The 25917-nt window shown below is 65.6% G+C and carries 21 protein-coding genes; 11 read left to right on the forward strand and 10 right to left on the reverse strand.

Annotated elements, in window-relative coordinates; all coding sequences use genetic code 11:
- Window positions 1-176: 176 nt before the first annotated feature.
- Window positions 177-1169, reverse strand: a complete 993-nt coding sequence (locus J7I89_RS20685) for a putative protein N(5)-glutamine methyltransferase (RefSeq protein WP_251045655.1) — start codon at window positions 1167-1169, stop codon at window positions 177-179.
- Between the two features lie 223 nt (window positions 1170-1392).
- Here J7I89_RS20685 and J7I89_RS20690 point away from each other — a divergent pair, with 223 nt between their 5' ends.
- Entirely contained in the window at window positions 1393-2463 is a 1071-nt protein-coding gene (locus tag J7I89_RS20690) for a beta-propeller fold lactonase family protein (protein ID WP_214974193.1), read from the forward strand.
- 188 nt (window positions 2464-2651) lie between these two features.
- The gene (locus J7I89_RS20695; protein ID WP_214974201.1) at window positions 2652-5549 is read left to right on the forward strand and encodes an alpha-amylase family glycosyl hydrolase; all 2898 of its coding nucleotides are present in this window, start codon (window positions 2652-2654) and stop codon (window positions 5547-5549) included.
- Window positions 5550-5552: 3 nt separating this feature from the next.
- Here the strand turns inward: J7I89_RS20695 and malQ are convergent, their stop codons facing one another.
- A complete protein-coding gene (malQ, locus tag J7I89_RS20700) occupies window positions 5553-7805 on the reverse strand; it encodes a 4-alpha-glucanotransferase (protein WP_214974203.1) in 2253 nt (750 codons plus the stop codon).
- Window positions 7806-7996: 191 nt separating this feature from the next.
- On the opposite strand from malQ, the gene J7I89_RS20705 reads away from it, so the two are divergent.
- Window positions 7997-8377 (forward strand): hypothetical protein, encoded by a 381-nt coding sequence (locus tag J7I89_RS20705; protein WP_214974205.1) that lies wholly within the window; start codon window positions 7997-7999, stop codon window positions 8375-8377.
- Window positions 8378-9346: 969 nt separating this feature from the next.
- Window positions 9347-9661: a hypothetical protein gene (locus tag J7I89_RS20710; RefSeq protein ID WP_214974207.1), complete on the forward strand. Its 315-nt coding sequence runs from the start codon at window positions 9347-9349 to the stop codon at window positions 9659-9661.
- A gap of 34 nt (window positions 9662-9695) precedes the next feature.
- Here J7I89_RS20710 and J7I89_RS20715 read toward each other — a convergent pair whose 3' ends face one another.
- Complete coding sequence (locus J7I89_RS20715) at window positions 9696-10034, reverse strand: hypothetical protein (protein ID WP_214974215.1); 339 nt, start codon at window positions 10032-10034, stop codon at window positions 9696-9698.
- A gap of 274 nt (window positions 10035-10308) precedes the next feature.
- Here J7I89_RS20715 and J7I89_RS20720 point away from each other — a divergent pair, with 274 nt between their 5' ends.
- On the forward strand, window positions 10309-12927 hold the full coding sequence (locus J7I89_RS20720; protein ID WP_214974217.1) for a GH32 C-terminal domain-containing protein: 2619 nt from the start codon (window positions 10309-10311) through the stop codon (window positions 12925-12927).
- 117 nt (window positions 12928-13044) lie between these two features.
- Here the strand turns inward: J7I89_RS20720 and J7I89_RS20725 are convergent, their stop codons facing one another.
- Together J7I89_RS20725 and J7I89_RS20730 are read right to left on the reverse strand one after the other, a co-directional pair.
- Window positions 13045-13338 carry a putative quinol monooxygenase gene (locus J7I89_RS20725; protein ID WP_214974219.1) on the reverse strand — a complete coding sequence of 98 codons (294 nt, stop codon included), beginning with the start codon at window positions 13336-13338 and terminating at the stop codon, window positions 13045-13047.
- A 64-nt stretch (window positions 13339-13402) separates the two neighbouring features.
- Entirely contained in the window at window positions 13403-14401 is a 999-nt protein-coding gene (locus J7I89_RS20730; RefSeq protein ID WP_214974302.1) for a LacI family DNA-binding transcriptional regulator, read from the reverse strand.
- A 164-nt stretch (window positions 14402-14565) separates the two neighbouring features.
- On the opposite strand from J7I89_RS20730, the gene J7I89_RS20735 reads away from it, so the two are divergent.
- The 5 genes from J7I89_RS20735 to J7I89_RS20755 all read left to right on the forward strand — a co-directional run bounded on the left by J7I89_RS20735 (window position 14566) and on the right by J7I89_RS20755 (window position 19518).
- Complete coding sequence (locus J7I89_RS20735; RefSeq protein ID WP_214974221.1) at window positions 14566-15684, forward strand: substrate-binding domain-containing protein; 1119 nt, start codon at window positions 14566-14568, stop codon at window positions 15682-15684.
- A 145-nt stretch (window positions 15685-15829) separates the two neighbouring features.
- Window positions 15830-16876: an ABC transporter permease gene (locus J7I89_RS20740; RefSeq protein ID WP_214974223.1), complete on the forward strand. Its 1047-nt coding sequence runs from the start codon at window positions 15830-15832 to the stop codon at window positions 16874-16876.
- Window positions 16873-17667 carry an ATP-binding cassette domain-containing protein gene (locus J7I89_RS20745; protein ID WP_214974225.1) on the forward strand — a complete coding sequence of 265 codons (795 nt, stop codon included), beginning with the start codon at window positions 16873-16875 and terminating at the stop codon, window positions 17665-17667. The genes J7I89_RS20740 and J7I89_RS20745 overlap by 4 nt, the downstream gene beginning before the upstream one ends.
- Window positions 17668-17778: 111 nt before the next feature.
- Window positions 17779-18738, forward strand: coding sequence for a carbohydrate kinase (locus J7I89_RS20750; RefSeq protein ID WP_214974227.1), 960 nt, complete (start codon window positions 17779-17781; stop codon window positions 18736-18738).
- Between the two features lie 165 nt (window positions 18739-18903).
- The gene (locus J7I89_RS20755; protein ID WP_214974235.1) at window positions 18904-19518 is read left to right on the forward strand and encodes a hypothetical protein; all 615 of its coding nucleotides are present in this window, start codon (window positions 18904-18906) and stop codon (window positions 19516-19518) included.
- A 13-nt stretch (window positions 19519-19531) separates the two neighbouring features.
- Here the strand turns inward: J7I89_RS20755 and J7I89_RS20760 are convergent, their stop codons facing one another.
- On the reverse strand, window positions 19532-21163 hold the full coding sequence (locus J7I89_RS20760; protein WP_214974237.1) for an amidohydrolase: 1632 nt from the start codon (window positions 21161-21163) through the stop codon (window positions 19532-19534).
- A complete protein-coding gene (locus tag J7I89_RS20765; protein ID WP_214974239.1) occupies window positions 21153-22610 on the reverse strand; it encodes an APC family permease in 1458 nt (485 codons plus the stop codon). Before J7I89_RS20765 ends, J7I89_RS20760 begins: the two co-directional genes overlap by 11 nt.
- A gap of 155 nt (window positions 22611-22765) precedes the next feature.
- On the opposite strand from J7I89_RS20765, the gene J7I89_RS20770 reads away from it, so the two are divergent.
- Window positions 22766-23371: a TetR/AcrR family transcriptional regulator gene (locus tag J7I89_RS20770; RefSeq protein WP_214974246.1), complete on the forward strand. Its 606-nt coding sequence runs from the start codon at window positions 22766-22768 to the stop codon at window positions 23369-23371.
- Between the two features lie 11 nt (window positions 23372-23382).
- Here J7I89_RS20770 and J7I89_RS20775 read toward each other — a convergent pair whose 3' ends face one another.
- Genes J7I89_RS20775 through J7I89_RS20785 form a run of 3 tightly spaced genes read right to left on the reverse strand, consistent with a single transcriptional unit; the run spans window position 23383 to window position 25891 of the window.
- Window positions 23383-23967: an HhH-GPD-type base excision DNA repair protein gene (locus tag J7I89_RS20775; protein ID WP_214974248.1), complete on the reverse strand. Its 585-nt coding sequence runs from the start codon at window positions 23965-23967 to the stop codon at window positions 23383-23385.
- A gap of 32 nt (window positions 23968-23999) precedes the next feature.
- Window positions 24000-25055 (reverse strand): HoxN/HupN/NixA family nickel/cobalt transporter, encoded by a 1056-nt coding sequence (locus J7I89_RS20780; RefSeq protein ID WP_214974250.1) that lies wholly within the window; start codon window positions 25053-25055, stop codon window positions 24000-24002.
- Window positions 25055-25891, reverse strand: coding sequence for an urease accessory protein UreD (locus J7I89_RS20785; protein WP_214974252.1), 837 nt, complete (start codon window positions 25889-25891; stop codon window positions 25055-25057). Before J7I89_RS20785 ends, J7I89_RS20780 begins: the two co-directional genes overlap by 1 nt.
- Window positions 25892-25917 lie beyond the last annotated feature (26 nt).

The following is a 25917-nucleotide window of genomic DNA, read 5'->3' on the forward strand; positions in this document are numbered from 1 at the left end:
CCCTCCTCTGCACCCACCACCACCACCTCATCCACAAAGAACAATGGACCATCCACATACGATCAGGCATCCCCTGGTTCATCCCGCCACCCCACATCGACCCCAAACAAACACCCCGCCGCAACCACCACCACCGAACATGAACCCCGGAACCCACAGTCGGCTGCCGCGCCAGGCTACCGCCGCCCGATGACCACGGTCGCGTCCAGTTCCTCCGAACGGACGATGCGGGGCGTCAGGCCGCCCTGGGCCATGGCCGCCGCGGTCTGCCGGGCCTGACGGCGGCTCGTTTCAATGAGCAGGTGCCCGCCCGTCCGGAGCCATGCAGGGGCCTGCGCGATTACCCTTCGCTGGACGTCGAGCCCATCGGTCCCTCCATCGAGCGAGACTCGCGGCTCGTGCACCCGGGCCTCGTGGGGCATGCTGCTGATGGATGTAGTGGGCACGTATGGCGCGTTGACTGCCAGAATGTCAACGCGGCTTCTCAGCCTGGCCGGCAGCGCCGAGTAAAGGTCGCCTTCATGGACGTGGCCGCCTGCCGGGACAACGTTCCCGCGGGCGCAGCGCACCGCGGAGGGATCGACGTCTGCGGCATGCAACTCAATTCCCGTGACTGCCGCGGCCAACGCGGTACCCACCGCGCCCGAGCCACAGCAGAGATCGACGACAATCCGCTCCTGTCGCGCCGTGTATAGCGTGGACCTAGCCCCGACTCCCGCCGCCCCGGTCGTTCCTGCCGCGTCGGCTGGGGAGGCGGCTCCCGCATTGACCGAGGGGACGGCCTGAAACGCAGTCGACGGGCCGGGCTGCTCTACTGGCGCCACATCGTGCGCCCTTGGCTGATGGACGGCTGAATGTTGGACGGCGCCATCCGGCCCGGCGTCGAACGCCGCAAGCAGCGCTGCCGCCTCGCTAACAAGGAATTCCGTGCGCCGGCGCGGTACGAAGACCCCCGCATCCACCGCGATCCGCAGTCCGCAGAACTCGGCCCAGCCAAGGATATGTTCGAGGGGAAATCCGCCAACCCGGCGGTCGACCGCCGCGGCCAACTCACCTGGGGCAAAGGGGGCGGCTAAGAGGAGATCGGCCTCGTCTTCGGCGAAGACACAGCCCGCGGCGCGGAGCCGGGCGATAACAGCGGAACGGGTCAGGGAGGGGTGAACGGGCATGGATGCGTCCTTCGGTTGAACGATGGGCGCTCCGTGCATCGACTAGCCCCGGCGGTCCGGCCGGCAGCGGGCAGGGAGAACCCAGGCTGGCATTGCGTGAATCGTTCTCACCTCCCGGAGTCCTCAAAACGGCGTCTTCAGAACAGTTCAGGGCCTCAAGTAAGCCCGTCGAAAGTCCATGTTATCTGACGCCAATCCCGGCAATTCTTGGCAGGATGGGACGATGACCCGCAGCGACAATCACACGCTCATCTGGACCGGCTCGTACACCGCGGACAGTGGGGGCCACGGGGCCGGCATCGGAGCCGTCTCGGCTAATCCTGATGCGACACTCACCTGGCTGGGCACGGCTGCAAAGGCGGACTCGCCGTCGTTCATTGCGGTGCACCCGTCGCTTCCCGTGGTCTACGCCGTAGGCGAGACCGCCAAAACCGTCCAGGCCTATCGCCGACGGGGAGAATTCGGGCTCGAAGCGGCTGGGGAGCCGTGGGCCGCCGGCGAGGCTGCATGCCACGTTGCCGTCGATCCAGGGGGCAGGTTCCTGATAGTTGCCTGTTGGGGCGATGGCCAGGTGTTGCTCTACGAACTGGACGCCGACGGCGGCATGACGGCCCGCTATTCGGCGGAGCCGTCTGTGGACCCGCGCGGTGACGCAGAGACCGACGACGGCGGCCGTCCGAGCCGCGCCCACGCCAGCCTGATGCTGGCCGACGGCAGGATCATGACCACGGATCTGGGCCATGACCTGCTGCGTGTGTGGAACTACGTTCCCGGGGCCGGACTTGCTGCGGACCACGAGGTGATGCTTCCGAAGGGCAGCGGCCCTCGGCACCTGGTGCAGCATCCCGGCGGAACGGTGTTCGTGGTGTCCGAGTATTCGATCGAGGTCTTCGCTGTACGGGCGGCATCCGATACCGGGGGGTTCGAACTGGTCGGACGGGGACCGGCAACGACCGGCGGCGCGCAGGAGGGTGACTCCGCGGCCGAAATTGCACTCGCTCCCGACGGCAGGCACGCCTACGTGGGTGTGCGCGGCTCCAACCGGATCAGCGTGCTCCAAGTGGAGGACGGCACAACCGACGGCACAACCGGGCAGCTCCGGCCGCTCGGGGACTTCGCCAGCGGCGGAGATTGGCCGCGGCACCACCTGGTCCGCAATGGCTGGCTTCACGTGGCCCACGAGCGCTCCCACGATGTGACCACATTCCGCCTGGATCCTGATACCGGGCTGCCAGGGGACGTGCGCCACCGGCTCGTTGCGGGTTCCCCCACGGCCTTGGTTGTGGCAAGCTAAGCCAGAAATCGACAAGCCCAATACAGGATTCGTCATTCGCAATACACCTGCTTGACCGCAGGCGTATTGCCGCGTTTCCGCTGCCTGGACATGTCGACCGGCAAGACTGTCAGACCCGACAACCAGACTAGGCACTCCGGGACACATCAGCCCGGATGAGCAGCGTCGCTTCGCGGAAGGCCCCAGCCATGTTCCCTAATCCCCTCTGGAAGTCCTTGCGCCGCGGCGCCGGTGCCTGCGCCGAAAGCGACCCCAGCCGCAGACTAAGCCGCGGCCGCCAAAATCCCTCCAGCGGCAAAGCCGCCCAAACAGCCTCCTTTCGCACGGCCGCGGCGGCGTCTGCTCTCGTCCTTCTGGCTGGCGCCGCTCTTCCCGCCCAAGCCGTGGCCGGAACGCAAAGCCCCGGGTCGCCGTCGGGCACGTATTCCCCGTCCAAGGCCGGGTCGCCGTCGGGCGCTCATTCCCTGCGTGCGCCGGTGACTGACGAGAACTTCTACTTCGTCATGGCGGACCGGTTCAGCAACGGGAACACGGCCAATGACGACGGCGGCCTCGGCCCGGATCCGATGGTGTCCGGGTTCGATCCGCAGCGCAAGGGTTTCTACAACGGCGGCGACCTGAACGGGCTGCTGGACAAGATCGACTACATCCAGGGCCTCGGGACCACGTCCATCTGGCTGACGCCCAGCTTCAAGAACAAGGCCGTTCAACCGGAGGACAACTCGGCCGGCTACCACGGGTACTGGGTCACGGACTTCACCCAGATCGACCCCCACCTGGGCACCAACGCGGAGCTGAAGGCGCTCATCGACGAGGCCCATTCGCGCGGGATGAAGGTGTACTTCGACATCATCACCAACCACACGGCGGACGTCATCGGGTACAAGGAAGGCGCCCGCACCGGCTACGTGTCCAAGGACAAGGAGCCCTACCGCACAGCCGCCGGGGATGTCTTCGATGACCGCGACCACGCCGGCCAGGCGGACTTCCCGGAACTGGACGCAGAGCAATCCTTCCCCTACACGCCGGTGCTTGATGAGGCGGAGAAGAACCTGAAGGTTCCCGCCTGGTTGAACGATCCCACGCTGTACCACAACCGCGGGGACACCACCTTTACGGGTGAGAACTCCTACTACGGCGATTTCTTCGGCCTGGACGACCTGTTCACCGAACACCCCAAGGTGGTGGACGGCATGAAGGACGTCTATCAGACGTGGATCCGGGACTTCGGCGTTGACGGCTTCCGGATCGACACGATGAAGCACGTGAATGACGAGTTCTGGCAGGAGTTCGGCCCCGACGTCCTCAGCTACGCGAAGGAGCAGGGCAAGGACGAATTCTTCATGTTCGGCGAAGTCTTCGACACATCCAAGAGCTTCACTTCGCAGTTCACGACGCGCAACAGCATGCAGGCCGTGCTGGACTTCCCGTTCCAGGACGCCTCCCGCAATTTCGCGTCCCGAAGCCAGGACGCCAGGCAGCTCGAGGCCTTCTTCGCCGGGGACGACTGGTACACCGATGCCGACTCCAACGTGTACCAACTGCCCACCTTCCTGGGCAACCACGACATGGGCAGGATCGGCAGCTTCATCAGCTCGGACAACCCGGACGCGAATGACGCCGAACGCGTGGCCCGCGACGAACTGGCACACGAGCTGATGTACTTCTCCCGCGGCAACCCGGTGGTCTACTACGGCGACGAGCAGGGCTTCACCGGCCCCGGCGGGGATCAGGATGCGCGCCAAACGCTCTTCGCCAGCAAGGTGCCGGAATATCTCGACGACAACCTGCTCGGCACCGACGCCACGCATGGCACCGACAACTTCAACACCGGGCACCCGCTGTACGGCAAGATCAGTGAACTGGCGCAGCTGACCAAGGACCATCCGGCCCTTCGCGACGGCGCCCACCAGCACCGGTACGCGGCCGACGGCCCCGGCATCTACGCGTTTTCCCGAACTGATGCGAAGGACCAACGGGAGTACGTGGTGGCACTGAACAACAGCGAACAGCCCCGGACGGCGACCGTCCCCACGTACATCGCGAAACGCAACTACAGCCTCGTCTATGGCGACGCAGCTGCCGAATCCAAGACCTCAGCGGACGGCAAGCTGACCGTTACGGTTCCGCCGCTGTCAGCGGTTGTCTACCAGTCATCGGGCCGGATTCCGAAAGCCAAAGCGGCGCCCGCGGTCTCACTTCAGGCCCCTGTCTCCGCGGCGGCCAGCGCCACCTCCCAGGGTGATAACGGCAGGATGCAGGTGACGGCCGACGTCGGCGGTACTTCGTTCTACGAGGTGACGTTCGAGGCGAAGAAGGCTGGCGGGCAGTGGGAGCCTATCGGCACGGATGACACCGCCCCGTACCGCGTCTTCCACGATGTTGCAGGACTCAATCCGGGTGCCACGGTGGAGTACCGTGCCGTGGCACTGGATAACGCGGGCCACACATCGGTCAGCAGCGCACGGGCCGCAACGGTTCCGGCACCCGTGCTCACCATCCAGCAACCGGAAGAAGGCAGCACCGTCCAAAGGAACGTGGAAGTGGTTGCCACGGCGGATCCGGAAAAGGCCAGCCATGTGGTGGGCTTTGAACGGAGCGTGGCCGGGGGTCCCTGGACGGCCGTCCGTGAGGGCGATGACTCCTCGCCCGCCTACACAGTGACGGACGATCTCGCCCCGTTGAACCTGGCCGACGGCACAGAGGTGCGCTACCGGGCAACGACGGCCGGCCCCGGATTCAACGTGGTTAGCGGCGTGCGGACCGTGCTGGTCGGAGCCGCACCGCAGCCTGAATCCGTCACAGTGGCGGGCAGCCTCAACACCGAAATGGGTTGCCCGGAAGACTGGCAGCCCGCGTGCGAGTCCGCATTCATGACGCTGGACCCGGTCAGCCGCACCTGGAATCTGACCGCGGATCTTCCCGCGGGCCAATACGAATTCAAGGCGGCCATCAACGGTTCCTGGGACGAGAACTACGGCCAGGACGGCGCGCCCAACGGGCCCAACATCCAGTTGAATCACGACGGCGGTCCGGTCACCTTCCGGTACGACCACACCACTCACGTGATTACTGCAGAGAGCTGAGGCCTAGCCGCGGAGCGACTTGTCCACCGCGGCCAGGAGCGAGTTGAACCGCTCGTTTTCCTCCAGGCTGTCGATCAGAACGGACTCACCGTCGGAATCTGCCAGCGGCACCTGCCAGTTGGGGTACTGGGCCGACGTGGTTCCGGGCTGGTTCTGCACCCGGCGCTCACCCACGGCGTCCACAAGCGCCACACCGAGCAGGACGGACGGGGACTGCGCGAGCAAGCGGTGCAGTGCCTCGATCCGTTCTTGCTCGGTGCCCGGTTCGTCGGCGGGGAGGAGGCCGCGGTGCCGGAGCAGGGCCATCATTTTCTCCAGCTTGGCGTTGTGTTCCCGCCGTTCTTCCTCCGCGGACCGTTCCAGCAGGCCCAGCCCGTTTCGCAGGGTGACGTGATCCCCGGCGAGATAGCCCGCCGTCGGCGGGAGGTCATGCGTGTTGACGCTGGAGAGCGCCTGCACACGGTACCGTTCCGGCGGAAGCGGGGCATCGCCGTCGTTCTCAAACCACAGAATGGAGGTGCCCAGAATGCCCCGTGCAGCGAGGTAATCGCGGACCCACGGCTCGAAAGTGCCCAGATCCTCCCCGATCACCACGGCTCCGGCGCGCTGGGCCTCCAGCGCGAGGATGCCAATCATGGCGTCGTGGTCCAGGCGGACGTAGGCACCGTCCGTAGGCGAGTTGCCCGCAGGTACCCACCAGAGCCGGAAGAAACCCAGGATGTGGTCCACCCGGATGCCGCCCGAATGCTGCAGCACGGTTGCCAGCATCTCCCGGAACGGCTTGTAGCCCGCTTCGGCCAGGCGGGTGGGATGCCAGGGCGGCTGGTGCCAGTCCTGCCCCAGCTGGTTGTACATGTCCGGCGGCGCCCCCACGCTGACGCCCGATGCGAGGACCCCGCGCAGCGTCCAGGCGTCGGAGCTTTGGAGGTCCGCCCCGACGGCCAGGTCATGGACGACGCCGAGACGCATCCCTGCACGAGTGGCCGTCGCCTGGGCGGATTCGAGCTGCTCGTCGCACAGCCACTGCAGCCACCGGTGGAAGTCGATCCGTTCCGAGAGTTCGTTCCTCAGCCTCTCGAGCAGCGGCGAGCCCAGGGCCGCCGCAGGGTCGGCCCAAAACGGGTCATCGGCGTCGAGGTCCTCCCGGACGGCGCACCAGAGGGCGAAGTCGTCCAGGCCCGCACCGGCAGTGCGGCAAAAGTCCTCAAACGCCTGCTGGCGCGACGGCGAACGGCGTGCTTTATAGAGCAGTTCCAGCGCTGCCAGCTTGGCGGCGTACACCCTGTCCCGGTCCAGCCGAGAGGTGTCCTTGTTCAGCTGTCGCGCCTGTTTCCTGAGGCTGTGGATGACTCCCTGCACCTTCGGTTTCAGGTAGGCCAGCTCCGGAATCGCCTCGATCCTCAGGTAGAGCGGGTTGAAGAAGCGCCGCGTGGACGGCGAGTACGGGGAGGGCTCCATCGGCGGCACAGGTTCCGCCGCATGCAGGGGGTTCACCAGCACGTAGTCGGCGCCGTGGGCACCTGCGAGCGCGGCCAGTTCGGCGAGGTCCGCGAAGTCGCCGATGCCCCAGGACCTCTTGGAGCGCACGGAGTAAAGCTGGGTGGCCAGACCCCAGCCGCGGCGCTCCTCCAACGCAGCGGCCGTGGACAGCCGTGCCGGAACCACCACCAGCGTGGCCTCCGCAACCTTGCCATCCGACTCAGCCCGCAGCGTGTGCCACCCCAGACCGGTGTTGTCCGGCATATCGAACGTTGCCCTGCCGATGGTCACGCCATCCACGACGCGCGGCTCCACCAGGATGTCCTCCTGCGGGGCGACGAGCTCCCGCCCGTCCTCCGTGGAGACAGTCACCCGGACAGGGGAACCGTGCCGGACATGGACCGGCACCAGCGCCGGGGAGCCTTCCTGGACCACGACGGCGGGAGGCAGCATCCGCCGCCAGGGCGCCAGCTCTGCTTCGGCCAGTGCCGCCTCGATGAACTGGTCGGTGTGGGCCTGCACGCCCAGGGCGGCCAGTACGCGGACCAGCGTGGCAGGCGCAACTTCATGCGGAAGTCCGTCCCAGCCCTGGTACGACGTCTCCACGCCGTGGACTTCCGAGAGCCAATGCAGCAACTCGGTGCTGACGGATTCGGCCGGCCCGGCACCAGGGTGTGCAGGTTCCACTTGTCCAGGTGCGGCGCCTGGAACCTTCTGGTTCGCGGCTGGATCGGCGGGTGTTCCGGAGGATGCCTCGTGCTGGCTGGGAGCCTTCATTAATGTCCGCCTCGTCTGCTGTGATCGGCCCGAAATTACAGTGCTGCCCGTTGCGGCCGGCCGCCTCTCAGCGTGGGGCGCAACTGTTGGTTCCGATTATTGCAGGGCGACGCCGGGCGGGGTCCAGAGCTACGGGCCATGACGCGCGCATGGCCGCCAAGCAAACTTGGGCAGATGATTAGCTAGGACGCATGGAATCAACATTTGTCCGTTACCAGGCAACCGCGCCCAATGGCCGTGGCAGCTACCCGGGCATCTTCGCCCTGGCTAATGGTTTAGAAAACAGCGGCAAGCTCAGCAGCGAAGACTGGGCTTCCTGGCGGTGCGCAAACAATCATTACGACGCCGCATATGTGGACCCATCGACTGTAGATGAATCAATCTACGACCGTGCAATCAACCCTTTAGCGCAGTCATGGTTCAAGAGCACAGCCACTCATCTCTTGGTCGGCCTGGATTTTTACACCGATCTTCTGCGCCGCTATGACGTTGAATGGCAGGTGCTTTATTCGGATGATCCAGGAATCCTCCTGTACGAAGACGACGTCCAGATAGTCGTCACGCCTCGTTAGCAGGAATGCGTTTGGGGGAGCCATTGCGGGCCGCTGCTGCCGTTCAGCGTAATCTGTGGGCATGACGTCTCTGGCGGCACGATACGAGGCTGGCGAGTGGACCGAGGTGTGGGCGGAGATACGACGTCTGGGGCCCTTGCCAACATCGCGTCGGGCCGAAGTTCAGGAAGTAGCTCATTCGACCATGAGGAGGGCCCGTACACACATCGAACACATCGTGGAGGGTCTCATCCGCCTCGGATTCGAGCCTGCCTCCTCAGATGTTCCCGTGATCGCCCCGCCGCCGTGCGACGTGTTCGACCGGATCGGGAAATTGGAAGACTCACTGGGGCCGCTTCCCGAAGCCCTCAAAGCGAGCATGTGCGAAATTGGAGGCGTGTGCCTGTTGGGCGACTGCCCGCCGCTTGCCCTCCACTATCACGGTGGCCCTCCGTCACGAGCTGCCTCCATGCCTCCAGGCGCGGACTACCCTGATCCTTTATGCCTGCCCGCCGTCGACTTGTCGGAGTTGCCGGACGATCAGGGATTACCCTCGTGGAATACCTCCGCATCTCTGTCAGGTGGGGAGGGCTACCTGGTTATTCGTTCGCCTCTGCGGGCCGGCCCAAAGATCTCGAGCGGCACATGTCACATCCGCAGTTCTAAATTTGGCACTTATGTCTGCCTGAACTGGCACCCGGCTGCTTGGGCACATTTATCACCATCAGCTACGTCGCAGGAAGCGCAACGATACGGGTACGAATTTCAGTATTGCGTGAGCGTTCGTGCCAGCGGAACAACAATAGGGACATGGCGTTCCCTTCCAGGTATCGCGAGAGAAGCAGCAACCGGCGATTCTCCATGTTTGTCGTGGTCGGTGCCGCTTTGATAGCCACTGCCGGCGGTTGCACTTCCTCCTCCAGCTGGGAGCCGCCATGTTTACCGCCCGTTTATTCGGTGAACCCATCGAGCGCCAAACCAGGAGAGACGGTGACAGTCACAGCGCCTGATGCGGACTGCAATCCCCGCTACGGTGCGAATGCCCGCATCCAAGTCATCGTTACCGACGGCAAAGGGATCGAGGTTATCAACACAACGACCCCAATGACCGACGCCGGCGGATTCACCTACACATTCGACGTCCCTGATCACATGGCAGCTGGAGACGCGGCAGTGACCGCCATGCCGTACAACATCGACTGGTGCGACGACACCGGAAGGAATAACCGGGCCGCCGGAGAAACGGTGAAATCTAGAGCGGCATCATGTGCAATGCCCGTGGAGTCACTCAGCATCACGCGCTAAACGATTCGGCGCGGCCTCAACAAGCCGGCGCGGCTCAAGATGCCGTGCAGGCCTTCCGGAGCTCGGCGACGGACTCGCTGGGAACCTGGTCTCCGGCCTGGGCAATCTCCTTGAGCGGGCTCGTGATCTCGGCCGGAACGCCGGCGGTTTCGGCGCCTGCCACGAGTCCGGTCAGTGCTGCCTTGTCCGACGCGCTGACCAGTCCGTCCTCCAGCAAGGCGCAGATCTGGCCCTTCACCTGCTCGGCCGCGGCGTTGGCTACCCCGGTTGCCGCCGAGCTGGCCGCATTCTGTACGGCTTCCTGGGCCTGGCCGCAGCCCGCCAGAAGTACCAGCGCGGGGAGCAAGGACAGTGCGAGGAAGATTCGTTTCATGCTTCCACCCTAACAACCGGCTGACGGCACGCTTCGCAGGCCGACCACGGGGCCGGCGGGGACGCATGCCTAAGCTGACAACGGTATCGAGGTGCCACTTGCCGTCATGGGGCCGCGGAAAGGCTCCGACGCCGCCAGATGGCACCACGGAATTGGACCGTTGACTTGTCTCGTGGACATCACCTAGCGTTCCACTCACTGACAACGTTGTCTGCGGAAGACACGCGCGATGAAGGGCGATTTCAGCGATATGCTCACAAGAAATTCACGAACAATGCAGGCATGTACTGCGCTGGCCATGGCGGGTCTCAGCCTGGCCGCGGCGCTGGCAGGAGCAGCACCGGCTCCGGCAACCGGAACTCTAGGAGACGAGCAGTACCGTCCGGCGATCCACTACACGCCGAAACAGAACTGGATGAACGATCCCAACGGGATGGTCTACTACAAGGGCATCTACCACCTGTACTACCAGCACAATCCGTCGGGAAACACGTGGGGAAACATGTCCTGGGGCCACGCCACGTCCACGGACCTGGTGCACTGGAAGGAGCAGCCGCTGGCCATCCCCACGGATGACCAGCAGGACATCTTCTCCGGGAGCGTGGTGGTGGACAAGCATAACTCGTCCGGATTCGGAACGGCCGAGAAACCTCCCATGGTGGCAATCTTCACCAGCGCCTACAAGGACGCCTCACCGTACCGGGGGCTGCAGGCGCAGTCGCTGGCGTACAGCCTGGACGACGGGCAGACCTGGACCAAGTACGGCGCCAATCCGGTACTCAACCGCAATTCGGCGAACTTCCGCGACCCCAAGGTGTTCTGGTACGACTCCCCCGGAGGTGGCGGCTACTGGGTGATGACCGCCGTCGAGGCTACGGAGCACAAGGTGCTGCTCTACAAGTCCAGCAACCTCAAGGACTGGACGCCGCTCAGCGAATTCGGTCCGGCCAACGCCACGGGCGGGCTGTGGGAATGCCCCGATCTTTTCCCCCTCGCGGTCGACGGCGATCCATCGAACATCAAATGGGTCATGGTGGTGAACATCAACCCCGGCGGCGTGGCCGGAGGGTCGGCAGGCCAGTATTTCGTGGGCAAGTTCGACGGCACCACCTTCACTTCCGAGAGCACGAAGGCCAGCGACGCGCTGCCCGCCGGCACTCCCCTTGCGGGCTTCAACGACGGCACCTACAACGGCTGGACCGTCAAAAACGAACCCGGCAACGGGAAGAACGGGCCGTTCGGGGAGGTCCCCGCGGCCGGAACCCTGGCAGGGCAGAACGCCGTCACCGGTTTCGCCGGCAGCGGCCTGATCAACTCCTTTAACGACGGCGACTGGCCGCTCGGCTCCATGAACTCCCCGGAATTCACGGTGGACAGCGACTACCTCAACTTCCTGGTGGGCGGCGGCCAGCATCCGCGCGTCTCGGACAAGCTGGACAACACGCCGCCGCCAGGGGATCTGCTGTTCAACGGCTTCGAAGTCCCCGACGGTTCCACGATGGCCGACGCCGGCTGGACAGGCACCGGCGACCTCGCCCCCGCGTTCCAGCCCGCCACCGCCGGCGGTGACTTCTTCATCGGCGCCAAGCGCCTCAACACGTTCGAATCGGGTGGAGCTCCCGGCGACGACAGGCAGGGAACCATGACGTCGCCGTCGTTCCTCCTTTCCCGGAACTTCATGAGCATGCTGGTGGGCGGAGGGCACCGCTCCGCGGACTCCGGCCAGGTCCTCGAGGTCCAGCTGCTGGTGAACGGCAATGTGGTGCGCAGCCTCGCGGGCGACGATGCCGGCGCCCTCAACTGGAAGGGCTGGGATGTGTCGGAATTTGCCGGGGAGGAGGCACAACTGCGGATCGCGGACCAGGCAACCGGAGGCTGGGGACACCTCACCCTGGACCACGTCATGCTCACGGACCAGGACGCCGTTCCCCGCTCGGACGAGACCACGGTGAACCTCGTGGTCGACGGCCAGGTGGTCCGGACGGCCACCGGTGCGAACAGCGAAGTCCTGGACTGGGCATCCTGGAATGTCGCGGAGTTCAAAGGGCAGCGGGCCAGCATCAGGGTGGTGGACAACAACCGGTTCGGCTGGGGCCACATTCTTGCCGATGAGTTCGTGGCATCACCCCGGCCGGCAACGCCCCGGGTTCAGACCTACGACTGGCTGGACTACGGCAGGGACTATTACGCCTCGGTTTCGTTCGGCAACATGCCCCAGGACAAGCGCATCATGCTCGGCTGGATGAACAACTGGGACTACGCCAACAGCATTCCGACAACACCGTGGCGCAGCGCCATGTCCCTGCCCAGAGAGGTTGCGCTGACCCAGACGGCAAGCGGTCCGCAACTGACGCAGAAGGCCACCCAGCAGGTGGACGGCCTCGGCAAAGGCGTGAGCTATGCAGAAAAGCGGGCACGGAACATTGCCCCGGGCACCCATGCGCTGCCGTCGGCCGCCTTCGGGCAGGTGCAACGGATCGACGTGACCCTGGCTCCCGGCACGGCGTCGAAGGCGGGAATCACGGTCCTGGGGAACGGCAGCACCTCAACCGTCATCGGCTATGACAAGGCAACGGGAGAGCTGTACGTGGACCGGAGCAACTCCGGGAACACCGGCTTCCACCCGCTCTTCGCCTCGGTGGACTCGGCACCCGTCACGGTGGACGCAAACGGCAACGTGACCCTGCGCATCTACGTTGACAGGTCGTCCGTGGAGGTCTTCGCCCAGAACGGGCTCCAGACCATCACAGACCAGGTTTTTCCCGCGCAGGGGGCAAACCAGGTGGCGCTCTTCGCCGAGGGCGGCACCGCACAGCTGAAGTCGCTGACCGTCACACCGCTGAACGATTCCATGTTCGGGACGGCGGAAAAACCTACTAAGAACCGAGGCTAGGTCCCCGGCAGGTCACCGGAAGCACCGGTTCCTGGGACCCCAGCGAAAGGGCCGGTGCCCACATGAATCATGCGGGCACCGGCCCTCATCGTTGTCGGGCGCAGCCTGAGGTGCGGGTCAGTGAACCGGCTGGAGCCAGGTCAGCACCGAGCCGTCCTCCTCGATGTGATTCGCCAGCTCCTCGTTGAAGGTGGCTCCGTAATCCGCACTGATGTGTTCTTGGAATGCCGCGGCATCTTCATATACCTCGAACACGAAGTACTCCCGAGGATTGTTTTCCCGCGTGTAGGGCAGGAACAGCTTGTTGCCGGGCTCCCTGCGCACCTGCTCGGTCAGTTCGCGCATCATTTCCGCTACGCGGGCTTCGCTGCCGGGTTTCACGGTGAATTCGGCGTACAGCGTTTTGGTCATGGGATTCCCCTCTTGTGGTTCGATATGGGCAGGTTGAACAGTTAGTGTCTGGCCGGGATGCGGCTCAGTGCAGCGGCCGGATCTCGCCGGATCCGCGCTGAATGAGTTCGGTGGGAACGACGTACGTCTGCGGGGCGCGGTCATCGCCGTCGATCCTGGCCAGAAGCCGCTCGGCCGCGAGCTTTCCGATTCGCTCGGGGTGCTGGGCGATAACGGTGATGCCAGGGTCCATCATGTCCGCAAGGGTGAAGTCATCGAATCCCACGAGCGCCACCTTCCTGCTGGCGCCGAGCTCCTTCAGTGCTCGCATGACCCCGAATGTAACGAGGTTCTGGCTGGAGAAGATGGCCGTGGGCGGATTCTCGGAGCTGAGCAGCTCAACGGCCGCCCGGTGTGCAGACTCCTCGTCGTGCAGGCCCTCGAGCACGGGAACGGCGGACGTCGCGATGCCTGCCCTCCCAAGTTCCTCGATAAAGCCCCGCCGGCGTTCGCGGGCTGTCTGAATGTCCGTCCGATCACCGAGATAGGCAAGCTTTGTGTGCCCTTGCGCCATCAGATGGGCGGCGGCCCTGGCGGCTCCGATGGCGTTGTCCGTCACCACGGCATCTGCCTCGATACCCACCGGTTCACGATCGATAAAGACCATGGGCAGGTCCCGTGAGTGCTCCGGAATAACGTAGGACTGGCTCTTGGCAATCGGAGTCAGGACCAGACCGTCAACGCGGCGGCCAAGGAACGCGGCAACCAGGGCCTTCTCGCGTTCGGGGTCGTCGTCGAGGCTGGCGGCAAAGACCGCTATGCCGCGGACCGCCAAGGTGTCCTCAAGCGCCCGGTGGATCTCACCGCTGAACGGGTTGGCAACGCTGGGCAGCAGGAGACCGATGGAGAGGGTCTGACGCCCTGCCCGGCGAAGGCTTCCCGCCGCCATGTCCAGCTGGTAACTGAGCTGCTGGGAGGCGCTGAGGACCCGCTGGCGGGTAGCCTCCGAAACGCCGGCCTCATCGTTCATCACCCGTGAGACGGTCTTGATGCCAACTCCGGCGAGGGCGGCGACGTGGCGCATAGTGGGCCGATTCTTCGCTCCGTCAGGCTGGTAACGATTAGACATCGTTGTCATTATTTGGTCCTTCATCATCGAATTTCTCTTGACTGTACCTTGTGATCTTGATTACATGATGCATGACATCGTTGTCAGGCACCAGAAGTGCCACGAAACCAGGAGATTCAATGTTGAGTTCCAAAGCCCCGCGGACAGTCACCCACCGACTGCTTGCCATCGGTGCAGTCCTGACCCTCGGCACGCTCAGCCTCACCGCTTGCGGCGGGAGTTCCCCAACCACCTCGTCAGCCGGAAGCTCTTCGGCCGAGAAGGTCGGCGTGTCCCTGATTGTCAAGACCACTTCAAACCCGTTCTTCGTTTCCATGCAGGACGGCGCAAAGAAGGCCGCCGAAACAGACGGTGTGGACCTCAAGCTCGCAGCCGGAAAGGCTGACGGCGATGAAGAAACCCAGATCCAGGCAATCGAGAACGCCATCTCCAAGGGCGACAAGGGCATCCTCATCACGCCCAACGGCCCCTCTGTGGTTGATGCCCTGAAGAAGGCGAAGGACGCCGGCCTGTTCGTCATCGCCCTCGACACTCCCCCGGACCCCGCAGACGCCGCCGATATCACGTTCGCCACCGACAACTTCGCCGCTGGTGAACTGATCGGCAAGTGGACCGCCGCCCAGCTCGGTGGGAAAAAGGCCACCATCGCGCTGCTGGACCTGTTCGACGACAAGGTCGTCTCCGTGGACTACAACCGGGACCAGGGCTTCCTCACCGGATTGGGCATCGACACCGCGGACAAGAAGAAGAACGGCGACGAAGCCAAGACCGGCAAGTACACCGGCGGCAAGGGCGGCGACTACGAAATCGTGGGCAGCCAGGCAAGCCAGGGTGCTGAGGACGGCGGCCGCACCGCGATGGAGACCCTCCTTGCCAAGAACCCGAACGTCAATGTGGTCTACACCATCAACGAGCCAGCTGCGGCCGGCGCCTTCGAGGCGCTGAAGTCTGCCGGCAAGGAAAAGGACGTGCTGGTGGTCTCGGTGGACGGCGGCTGCTCGGGCGTCAACAACGTCAAGGCCGGCGTGATCGGCGCCACTGCCCAGCAGTACCCGGTGAAGATGGCGGAACTGGGCGTCAAGGCCATCGTTGAGCTGGCCAAGACCGGCAAGAAGCCGGCCAACTCACCAGGACTGGACTTCTACAACACCGGCGTCGAGCTCGTCACGGATAAGGCCGCCGATGGCGTCAAGAGCATCACCACGACCGAGGCCTCCAAGATCTGCTGGGGCAAGTAGCCACCGTTGACCTCGCACCGCGGGAAGGCGCTGAATATGCAGTACCTTCCCGCGGTTCACAGCAGGAGAATCCGCGGCAGAAATAGCAGCAGCCGCACCCCCAGCCGAACCAGCCCCAGCAGGACCTTGAAGTTCAGGAGCAACAGTGACCCAGCAACAGACCGCAGGCCCGCCCGCCGCAGGGCATGCAGACCCGGCCGAGGAATTCCTCGACCGCCAGACCCCGCTCAGCCGAATCCGCAATATCCTCCACCGCTATCCCGCACTCAGCCCGGCCATTGTCCTGCTTGTTGCGGTGGTGGTCTTCGGGCTCCTCAATGAGAGGTTCCTGCGGGTCGAGAACCTGTCCCTGATCACCCAACAGGTCTCGGTGGTAGGAACCCTCGCAATCGCTCAGACCCTCATCATCCTCACCGCCGGCATCGATCTCTCAGTGGGCGCCGTCATGATCCTCGCGTCCATGGTGGTGGCACAGTTGGCCGTCGGCAGCGGCGCGCCCGCTCCGCTCGCTCTCCTCCTCGGCCTCGTCGTGGGTCTGGCAGCGGGGGCGCTGAACGGTTTCCTGGTCACTAGGTTCCGGCTCCCCCCGTTCATCGTCACGCTCGGAACGCTGAACATCTTTATCGCCCTGACGCTTCTCTACTCCGGCGGCTCCACAGTCCGTGGCTCCAGCATGCCCGGCCTGCTGACATGGATGGGCAGCACGTTCCCGGTCGGCCCCGTGCGGATCTCCACCGGCGTGGTCATGATGCTCCTGCTCTACATCGCCGTCGCGTTCATCCTCGGAAAGACCGCCTGGGGCCGACACGTCTACGCGGTGGGCGATGACAAGGAAGCGGCCCGCCTGGCCGGCATCCCGGTGAACCGTGTCCTGATGAGCGTTTACCTCGCAGCGGGGGCCGTGCTGGCCGTTGGCGCGTGGATCCAGATCGGCCGCACGAACGCAGCCAGCCCCAACGCCGGCGTGGACCTGAACCTCGACTCCATCACCGCCGTCGTCATCGGCGGAACCAGCCTCTTTGGCGGACGCGGCTCCATCTGGGGCTCCCTCCTCGGGGCGCTGATTGTCGGGGTGTTCCGCAACGGCCTGTCCCTGGCCGGTCTGGATGTGCTCTACCAGACCCTCGCCGTGGGCGTCCTCATCATCCTCGCTGTGTCCATCGACCAGTGGATCCGAAAGGTGAAATCATGACCGCCACAGAATTCCAGCCGGCCAAGACCGAGGTCCGCCAGCCGATCCTGCAGGCCAGGAACCTCGTCAAGACTTTCGGCCGCGTCGTGGGTCTGGACGGTGTCAGCCTCGACCTGTACCCGGGCGAAGTCCTGGCGATCATCGGCGACAACGGCGCCGGAAAATCCACACTCATCAAGTGCCTCACGGGGGCCGAGATCCCTGACTCCGGTGAGCTGAAGGTCTCCGGCCAGCCGGTCCACTTCAAACGCCCGCAGGACGCCCGCGTCCACGGCATCGAAACGGTCTATCAGAACCTTGCAGTGTCGCCGGCACTCGACGTCGCCTCCAATCTGTTCCTGGGGCGGGAAGAGCGGCTTCCCGGCCCGCTCGGAAAAATTTTCCGCGTCCTTGACACCAAGGGCATGCGCCGCAAGGCCAAGGAGGAGCTGACCCGGCTCGGCATCTCCACGCTCCAGGACGTGACGGTGCCGGTGGAAAACCTGTCCGGCGGCCAGCGTCAGGCTGTGGCCGTGGCCCGCGCCGCAGCATTCGGTTCCAAGGTGGTTGTGCTCGACGAGCCGACGGCGGCCCTCGGCGTGCGGGAATCAAACCAGGTCCTGCAGCTGGTCCGGGACCTCCGGGACAGGGGCCTGCCCGTCATCCTGATCAGCCACAACATGCCGCACGTGTTTGACGTGGCGGACCGGATCCACATCCAGCGCCTCGGCAAGTGCGCGGCCACCATCACGCCCGAATCGCACAGCATGACCGATGCGGTGGCGATCATGACAGGTGCCGCCACCGCCTAGCCGGCCGCTGTATTAACGCACCACCGTTTTACCGCACCACCGTTTTACCCTCCCCAGCTCCGTCCGCGGGCCTTAGAAAGGTCCGCGGACGGCTCCGTGAAAGGCCCTGCCATGCTCAAGACCCATTCCAGCGCAGTTCCCCAGGCAACCCCCGAGGTCATCGTCATCGGCGAAGCGCTGGTCGACGTCGTCACCTCCCCCGAAGGCACCGTCGAACATCCCGGAGGGTCGCCGGCGAACGTCGCGTACGGGCTTGGACGACTCGGCGTCCGTGCCGCCCTCCTGACATCAATCGGCGACGACGACCGCGGCGCAGCGATCGAGGCGCACCTGAGCAGCGCCGGCGTCGTGCTCCTGCCGGGCTCCAGGACACCGGGCCGGACGGCGTCCGCCACTGCCACTCTCGCCGCCGACGGCTCCGCCCGGTACGACTTCGACATCAGTTGGGAACTCCCTCCGGTGGCCCCGGCGTTCCTTCCCAAGGTGCTCCACACCGGCTCGATCGCCACGTTCCTGGCGCCCGGTGCCGCCGCGGTCAAGGCACTCCTGGAGCAGTCGCACCGGGAATGCATGGTCACCTACGATCCCAACGTCCGTCCTGCGCTGCTGGGCAGCCAGGCCGAGGCCAGGGCCATCTTCGAGGAGCTGATTCCCCTGACGGACGTGGTCAAGCTCAGCGACGAGGACGCACAGTGGCTGTACCCGGGCCTGCAGCTCGAGGACGCCGCCGCGAGGATTCTCGACCTGGGCGCCGGGCTTGCCGTGGTCACCCGCGGTTCCGAGGGGTCGCTGCTGGCCACCCCCGCCACGCAGCTGCACATCCCGGCCATCAGATCGGTGGTGGCTGACACCATCGGCGCCGGCGACTCCTACATGGCGGCGCTGATCTACGGTCTGCTCGCACGCGGGACCGACGGGTTGGCTCCCGCCGTGCTGGAAACCCTCGGACGCATGGCGTCCAAGGCCGCGGCCATCACGGTGCGCCGGCCGGGCGCCAACCCGCCCACGGCTGAGGAGCTGCTCGCGGACCTGCCGGAAGGCGCGGCCGCTCCTGCCGCCGTCGTCGCGTGATCCAGGCACCAGCACCTGCTTCTTGATCTTTCCGCCGCAGTGCCCTAGTGTCCCCAGCTACCAAGGAATCCAAGCGATCACCATTCGGTGACGCGGCCCGGCTGGTGTGACGCTGCGCGGCTGGGCGGCGGCTCGCGACGATCCTGCGCCACCGGGGAGCCGATCATGCCCGAGAAAGAATCTGCACAAGAATCGCCCGACGCCGGTCCCGCCCTCCATCACACTGCGCCTCTGGTAGCGATCGGCTTAACGTGCGGGATTGCCTGGGCCGCAGGATTCCGCGGCTATATGGTCGAACTCGCCGGCCCGGCATCCACATTCGGGTGGTGGGGGACGTTCGGTGCGATCCTCCTGCCCGGGGCCGCTGTCGGCGGGCTCCTGGGCTGGGCGGAAGCACTCCGGCGTGCAGGCGGCCGGCCAGGGTGGCGCTGGCTCGCCCTTGCGCCACTCGTGTTTGCCATCGCGCCGTTGCTCATGCCCGGCGCGGTTGGCGCCCTACTCACGCAAGGCCTCGGTGGAGGCGCAATCGCGGTCGCCCTGATGGCGATCGGCGGGGGCTACGCCTTGTCCCGCCGGGGGCCGCCCTGGGCAAGGCTCCTCTGTGGACTCGTCGGTGCAGCTCTCGCCGCGGCACTGGCACTGGCGGGGCCGGGAATAGCCGGCCCCGCGCTTGCCATCACCGAGCCGCGCGGCGCCTGGGTTGCCGTGCTGGCTGCGTCGTTCATCATGGTGCTTGCTCTCGCCTCGTCGATTCCGCACCGGGCGACGCACCCCCGGTGACTTTGGCCGCGTCCTACCGGGCAGCCCCCACCGCCAGGTGCTGCACCCGTCCGTCCACGAACGTGGCCAGTACATGCGCGGCAGCCAGGTCATCCGGGGCAACCGACAGCGGATCGACGTCGAACACCGTGAAATCCGCGCGCTTGCCCACGGTGACGGAACCGGAGACGGCCCACTCCCCTGCCGCCCTGGCAGCGTGCGAGGTGTAGCCTTCGAGCGCCTGCAGTGCCGTGAGGGCCTGGCCCGGAACCACCGGCTGTTCGCCCGGGCGGCCGGACCGCCGTCGTAATTGCGCGTCCGCCAGGATGGGCAGCGGTTCGAACGGTGCGATCGGCCAGTCGGAGCCGAGCCCCAGGGTGGTTCCCGCGGCGCGGAGGTCCGCGCAGCGCCAGGCGTTGTTCGCGCGTTCCGGTCCCAGCCGCGTGGACCAGTTGTCGCTGTGGTCGGCGCGGGAGTAGTGGGTGCAGTGCGTCGGTTGCATGCTGGCCGCCAGTCCCGAGCGGGAGAACCTCTCGATGAGGGCGTCCGGGACGGTTTCGAGGTGTTCGATCCGGTGCACCACGGTTGGCCCGCCGGGAGGCACGGCCTCGAAGGCGTCCAGGACTGCGGCCACTCCAGCGTCGCCGATAGCATGCGTGGCCGTGGGAATCCCGCGGCCGGCGAAGAAGCGCACCGCCGCCGCGTACTCCTCCGGGCGGGGCCAGAACGGGGCCATCGACTCCCCGTAGGCATCGGGTTCAAACAGCCACGCCGTGCCGTTGTCCACCGTGCCGTCAACGAACAACTTGATGCCGGCCACCTCCCAGCGCTTTCCACTTAGTCCGATCTGCTCCGCGAGCCGGTGCCAGTCTTCCTCGTCGCTGCCGGGCATGCACCACGGTGAGATCCGCAGGCGCAGCGGCAGGCCGCCTACCATGTCATCTTCGAGGGCACGGTAGAGCTCCAGCGAGCCCTCCCCGCAGTCCATCACATGCGCCCCCGTCAGCCCGGACCGGGAAAACTGCGTGAAGAGTTCCGCCAGCCTCGCCTTCCGCTCGGCGAAGGACTCCTCCGGCATCACCTGCGCAACGAGCTCGACGGCGGCGGCCTCCAGCAGGAGCCCCGTGGGCCTGCCGCTGCCGTCGCACACCACCTCCGACGCCTGGTCGAACTTCCGCGGACCGGTGACCCCCGCGATTTCGAGGGCGCGGGAACTGGCCAGCGCAGAATGCCCGTCAAACAGGCGGATCAGGCACGGCCGTCCGGAGACGACGTCGTCAATCAGCTCTCGGTGGGCGGCGGCGGATCCGAACACATTGGGGTCCAGGCCCCAGCCACGCACCCAGCCCCCGGAGGGAGTTGCTGCCGCTTCGGCGCGCAACAGTGCGCGCACCTGAGCAAGGCCGTTTGCGCCGGACAGGTCGCAGCCGCGTGTCAGCTCCAGGCCAAGGACCGGGTGGATGTGGCAGTCCACCAGGCCGGGAGTCAGCACGGCGGCACCGAAGTCGATGACCTCCGCGGCCGGCCAGTTTTCGGCATCCGAACGGCTTCCGACGGCGGCAATCACGCCGCCCTGGACCGCCACGGCCTGGGGCGCGGGGCTCCCGGGCGACCGGCCGTCCATCGTGTGGACGGTGTCGGCGAGGATGATCAAATCAGGATTCATGGGTTTCGAAGCTGCCAATCTGCGCGAAGGTGTCGGGACGGTGGCGGCGCACCCAGCGGGCGGCCAGGAGACCGGCAATGAAGACAAGGGGCGTCACCAGGATGAGGATGGTGTTGGTCAGCGCATCGGCGAACGTGAGCAGCTCGATGTTCAGGCCGATCAGCAGCACCACGCCGAAGAGCAGGATGGCCGATGCCAGGCTCAGCGGCACCAGCAGTTTGTGCGTGGCTGCAGCCGGATTGCGGCGCAGGTAGATGAACGCCGCGACTGAAACCAGGCCCTGCAGCCCGACGATGCCGAAGATCCCCGGCGTGTTCACCCAGATCAGCAGCTGCTGGTAGGGGTCGGCGTTGAGCAGGGCGCAGATGGTGATGACAACGGCGGCCAGGATCGTCTGCAGCTGGCCGGCCCGGTGCGGGGACTGGAACCTGGCGTGGGTACGGCCGAGGAATGCTGGCAGCACGCCGTCGCGGGCCAGCATGTAGACGTAGCGGTTGATCGCGTTGTGGAAGGCCAGCTGCGAGGCGTAGACGCTGGTGACGATCAGGACATACATCACCACTTCGGCCCACGGGCCAACATAGTGGTTGATGGTCTGGAAGAACATCCCGCCGGCCAGGTCATCCGCGGCTTCCACGGCGCGGTCTTCGCCGTAGGCCTGGACCACGGTCCAGACGATGAAGGCGTAGAAAACGGACATGAAGCCGACGGCGATGTACATGGCCCGCGGCACGGATCTGTCCGGGTTGCGGGCCTCGGAGCGGTACAGCACGGTGGACTCGAACCCCATGAAGGCGGCGAAGCAGATGCCAAGGATCGCCAGGACGCCCGGCCCGAACGCATGCTCCGGGCTGAAGGAACCCACGCTGATCCCGTGGGCTCCGCCGCTGCCAAGGATGCCCACTCCCATCACGGCCAGTATTCCGGTTTCGGCGACCAGGAGCACGCCGAGCACCTTCGCGCCGACGTCGATCCCCCGGTAGCCGAGGAACCACACCGCTGCGACGGCGGCGAGCGCGATGGCCGGCCAGGGCACCTCGAGCCCGAACAGCACCTTGAACATGTCGTGCGTCTGGACCGCGAAGAGACCGTAGACGCCGATCTGGAGGCAGTTGTAGGAGACGATCGCCAGGATGGCGGAGGCCAGCCCCACGGTCTTGCCCATGGCCAGTGAAATGTACGTGTAGAAGCCGCCGGATGCCTTGACGTGGCGGGTCATGGCCATGAAGCCGATGGCGAAGAGGGTGAGCACGATGCCGGCCAGGAGGTAGCCGGCCGGGGCGCCGATCCCGCCCACGCCGATGGCTACGGGCGCCACGCCCGCCATGACGGTGAGCGGCGCTGCTGCCGAGATGACGAGGAAGGCGATGCCGCCCGTTCCCAGCGCATTGCGTTTGAGGGCGCCGTCCGCGGACGACGTCGGTGGTCTGGTTTGGGTATCCGGCACTAGTCCGTCCTTTCTTGGGAGCCCCGCTAAACGAAAGGCTTTCGTTTATTATGGAGGCGTGTGGCGCAGAGCACAATAGTTTTCGCAAAACGGCGTCGCGGAGTCCCGCCGACTAGGCTGGGCAAGACGTACAAGAGCTGCAGTCAGGAGAACCCATGGGGCGCCCGCTCCTCCCGCTGATATCCGTGGAGGCCCTCACCACGGCCGCCCTGGAGCTGGTTGATGAGAGCGGGGACTTCAGCTTCCCGAAACTGGCGAAGAAGATCGGCGTCAGCCAGTCCTCCATCTACAACCACGTCAGCGGCAGGGACGAGATCCTGGAGCTCCTGCGCCACCGGATCATCACCGAAGAGCCGTATCCGCCGGTGGACCACAGCGACTGGGAAGCTGCCCTGCGGGTCCTAATCCGCGCCTACCGTGACGCGTTTGCCCGCCATCCGCGGCTGGCACCGCTGCTGGTGCTGCAGTCCATCACCGATCCGGACGTCATCGGCCTCTATGAGGACCTCGCGTTGGCCCTCGAGGGCGCGGGATTCCGGGGACGGGACGTGGTGGCGGCCATCTCCACGATCGACAGCTTTGCCCTCGGAGCGGCACTGGACCTGGCGGCACCGGAAGTTGTCTGGGACCCGCCGGCGGAGGGCTATCCCACGCTCAAGCGCGCGCTCGGCAATGCCGGACCGCCGGAGGAACGGGGCGGGCACGCCTTCGACTTCGGCCTGGACGTGATTATCGGCGGACTGCGGGCGAAGCTGGCTTAGCTAACGCAGCTTCACTGCCCGGCGTCCTTCGCAGCTTTGGCGGCGGCCTTGGCGGCCTGCTTGCTGGCGCGCACCTTGCTCAGCGACTCCGGATCCACGATGTCGGCAACAGACAGGAACGAGTCCTCCTGGCCGTAGTGGCCGGCTGCCTCGCGCCAGCCTTCTGCCTGGAGTCCGCACTGCTTGCCAAGGAGCGCTAGGAAGATCTTCGCTTTCTGCTCGCCGAATCCAGGTAATGCCTTGAGCCGGCGCAGCACCTCCTGGCCGTCGGGGTCACCCTGGGTCCAGATGGCGGTGGCGTCCCCGTTCCAGTCCTGGTGCACGGTTTCGGCGAGGGCCTGGACACGTCCGGCCATGGATCCCGGGAAACGGTGCACGGCGGGCCGCTCCTTGAACACCTCCACGAAGCCCTGGGGGTCGTAGCCGGCGATGGCGGCGGGTTCCATGGATCCGATGCGCGTCCGGATTTTTTCCGGACCGGCAAATGCCGACTCCATGGTCACCTGCTGGTCAAGCAGCATTCCGGTGAGCAGCGCAAACGCGTCATCGCTGAGCAATCTATCGGCAGCGGGGTCCCCTGTGATGTGCAGTTCCATGCGTCCTATCCTCCCACCCGCTCCGGCCCGGGTCAGGGGTTGCCCCTCAGCCGACCCCGCAAGGACGCGGCTCCCCACAGCGCCAGGAAGACAGCCACGAGTAGCAGCCCGGCGTCACCCAGATCGATGGACGCCAGCCACCCCGTCACGGGATCGTCTAGGCCGAACGCCGCATCGAAAAGGCCTCCGAGGGTGATGACGGAGATGAAGAGCGCCGACAACGACGAAATGCCCGTAACCACGGCGTTGAAGCCAAGCTTTCGGCTGGGGTTGTGAATAGCGGACTTGTACATCCGCATCATGGCCACGCCGTTCAATGAATCGCAGAACGTCATGGACGCCGCGAAAGCGAACGGCAACGCCATCAGGGCCAGCGGCGACACTCCGGCGAGGGAGGCCGCCGTCGTCATGACCAGAAGGCCGATGGTGGTGGCAGTGTCGAACCCCAGCCCGAACAGGAAGCCGATTGCATAGATGTTGCGCGGGTGCTGGACCCGGGATAGCGGCTTGGCCAACAGCCGTGCAATGAAGCCCTTCGCCTCGAGGTCTTCGATGGAGATGCTCGCACCCGTCCTGGAACTGCGGTACAGCTGTGCCGTCCGCACGAACGCGGAGCCGTTGAAGATGCCCATCAACAGCAGGAACAGCCCGGAAACCGCGCTCCCGATGAGCCCCAGTACGAGGTTCCCGGTTGTGCCCTCCTCCATGAGGCGCCCGACGGCAGCTGCCCCGGAAACCACGAGGACGCCTGCCAGGACCACCACCGAGCTGTGCCCCAGGCTGAACGCGAAACCAACGCTGACAGGGTCCCGCCGCTGGGCTACGAACTTTCGCGTGGAATTGTCGATCGCAGCGATGTGGTCCCAGTCATAGCTGTGTTTCACGCCGGCGAGATAGGCGGTCAGCACGAGTCCAAAAGCCAGCGGCTGCCCTCCGCCCGCGGCACCTGCCAGCAAAAGTACGACGGCGGCGGCGTGCAGTGCGGCAACCGCACCGAAGGTGACCAGCAGGCGGGTCCGCAGCGGCAACCGCTCACGCTCCCGGTACAGTGCGGCCATCTGGCCGGTTACTTGGCCCAGGGCGGACATCAGTACTTCCTCAGGTTCAGGGGATCCTGCCCGTGCCAGCGCTTCCGCAGCAACGCCGCGCAGGCACTCAGCAGGCGGTTGAGCTCCTCGGTGCTGTTGGAAAGCGATCTTAGGACCAACCCGGTGGTTCCGGCTAGGGTCGAAGTGAGCGAAACACCGGCATAGGCGTCGTGGCCTTCGGTGACGGCATGGAGTTCATCAGCAAGCGCCTGGTCAACGCGCGGATCCACGACAATCAGCGACCCCAGATGGCTGAAGCCCTCCATGAATGCCATGCCCGTGACGTCGTGGCCCGACGGGCGGATCAGCACGTTATCGAGTGCCAGCAGCCCTGAATCGGCCCCGGAGCCGGATTCGACACGGATTTCGGTCCGCAGCCGCAGTTCCTCGTACCGGAAGGATGATCCGTCCGGCGACCAGCCGGGGGTCACGACCTCGGCAATGATGAGGCTCGACGACGGCCGCACCGTGATGCGCGTGTCCTGCCGGTAGCTGGCCTCGCGGTAGGCGATGAGCTGGTCAGGGGCGAGTTCGAGCTGCGCCCCCTCCCCCAGCCGCAGGGTCATTCGCTGCTCGGCAAAGGACCCCGGAGTCCGGTAGATTTTCGTCGCCGACTGAGTCGTCAGCAGCAGCTTCGCCCCGCCCCCCACCTCAACGTCGATCACATAAAGGTCAGCCCCAAGATAAGCTCCGCCAGGATTTACAAGGACATAACAGACCTGCCCCGAATCATCCAAGTAATGCGGCCGAAGGATCCTCAAGGCGCCACGGTGGTACTGATGCGCGGCCACTGACCTACCCGCGCGCTGCTCGATGCGCAAGGCAAGCTCCCCCATCGGTGACTTAGCCGCTGAGGCGGCGA

Source organism: Arthrobacter sp. ISL-5 (assembly GCF_018613835.1).
GTDB lineage: Bacteria > Actinomycetota > Actinomycetes > Actinomycetales > Micrococcaceae > Arthrobacter.